Annotated in this window: 1 protein-coding gene; it reads right to left on the bottom strand. The window is 72.8% G+C overall.

The window, feature by feature from the left end:
* Positions 1 to 227 precede the first annotated feature (227 nt).
* Positions 228 to 1,949 (bottom strand): MMPL family transporter (locus AOK11_RS30575; protein ID WP_055596941.1); only part of this gene is annotated, 1,722 nt, incomplete at its 5' end.

The following is a 1,949-nucleotide window of genomic DNA, read 5'->3' as shown; positions in this document are numbered from 1 at the left end:
TGAGGAAACGGCTCCCGGCGCCGCCCATCGCGCCGGGAGCCGTTTCCTCACCCCTTCAGAGAACCGCCTGCTCCTCGGGACGTACTCGCGCCCGGCTCGTGACCCGGCCCGTGCCTCGGCGGGCGATCCGGCAGGCGATCCGGAGAGGGCCCGGAGGACACACGGACGGGCAGGCGGCTCGCAGGTGGGGCGGCCCGCCTGCCCGTCCGTGGCCCGCCGCGGGCGGGTCAGTCGTGCTTCTCGATGTCCAGTCTCGGCATCCGGCGGTCCAGTCCCGCCGGGATCCACCAGGCGTGCCGCCCCATCAGCTGGAGCGCGGCGGGCACGATCAGGCAGCGGATGACGACCGCGTCGACGAAGACCGCGACCACCATCCCGAACCCGAACTGCTGGAGCATCCGGTCACCGCCGAGCATGAACGCGCCGAAGACGGCGATCATGATGGCGCCGGCCGCGGTGACGACCGAACCGGTGTGCGCGAGGCCCTCGCGGACGGCGGCGGCCGCGTCGCCGCCGCGCAGCCACTCCTCACGGATGCGGGAGATCAGGAAGATCTCGTAGTCCATGGAGAGCCCGAACACGATCGCGAAGATCATGACCGGCAGGTACGCCTCGATCGGCCCCGGCTCCACGCCGAACAGGCCCTTCTGGAAGACCAGCGTCATGGCGCCCAGCGCGGCCCCGATGCTCAGCAGGTTGAGCAGGGCGGCCTTCAGCGGCACCAGCAGGGAACGGAACAACGCGACCAGGATCAGCAGCGACAGCCCCACCACGATGGCGACGAACAGCGGCATGCGATCCGCGACCGTGTCGGAGTAGTCGATGACCGCGGTGGTGGCACCGCCCACCAGGTAGCGGGTGCCGGTCTCCTCGCGCAGGTCCGCCAGGACGTCGTCGCGCAGGGTGTGCACCAGCTCGCCGGTGCGTTCGTCCTGCGGGGAGGTCTCCGGGAAGGCGATGACGGTGAACGCCTTGCCGTCCTCGGCCGGGATCGGGTCCGTGGCGGCGGCGATGCCGGGGGTGTCGTCGAGGGTCCGGGTGAGCTCCGTACCGGCCTCCCCCGGGTCCTCGCCGGCGGTCTTCGTCTCGGCGACCACGACGAGGGGGCCGTTGAAGCCGGGGCCGAAGCCGTCGGCGAGCAGGTCGTAGGCCTTGCGGCTGGTGCTCGCCGGCGGCTCGTTGCCCGCGTCGCCGAGGCCGAGCCGCAAGTCGAGCGCGGGGGCGGCCAGCGCGCCGAGCGCGGCCACGGCCAGCACCAGGGCGACCAGCGGACGGCGCTGCACCAGGTCCGACCAGCGGCGCCAGCCGGCCCCGCTCTCCGCCGCCCTGCCCTTCGCAGCGCGCTTCTCGGCCCTCGCCCGGAACTGCCGGGCGAAGCGCTTGCCGAACAGGGCGAGCAGCGCGGGCAGCAGGGTGAGCGAGGCGAGCATGGTCACCAGGACGGTGAGCGCGACCGCGACGGCCATGCCCTGCAGCGAGCCGAGTCCGAGGGCGACCAGTCCGAGCAGCGCCACGATCACGGTGCACCCGGCGAAGACCACCGTGCGGCCCGCGAGGTCCAGGGCCCGCCGGTTCGCCTCCTCGGGGCTCGCGCCGCGGACGAGTTCGGTCCGGTAGCGGGCGAAGATCAGCAGCGCGTAGTCGATACCGACGCCGAGGCCGACGAGCATCATGATGTACGGCGTGTAGCTGGCGATCGTGAAGACGTGCGAGAGCAGGATGATCGCGCCGAGGGTGCTGCCGACCGCGAACACGGCGGTGATGACGGGCAGTCCGGCCGCGATGACGGTGCCGAACATGAACCCGAGGATGACCAGTGCGGCGAGCATGCCGACGCCTTCGGCGCCGCCTCCCTCCGATTCGGCGAGGACCCGCGCGGCCTCGCCGCCGAGTTCGACCGTGAGGCCGCCGGACCCGTCCGACGCGGACGCGCCGGAGGAGGCGGACGA

The organism is Streptomyces hirsutus (assembly GCF_001418415.1).
Classification (GTDB): Bacteria; Actinomycetota; Actinomycetes; order Streptomycetales; family Streptomycetaceae; genus Streptomyces; species Streptomyces hirsutus.
Note: the sequence above shows the minus strand (reverse complement) of the source record. Positions and strands in the feature narration are given on the sequence as shown.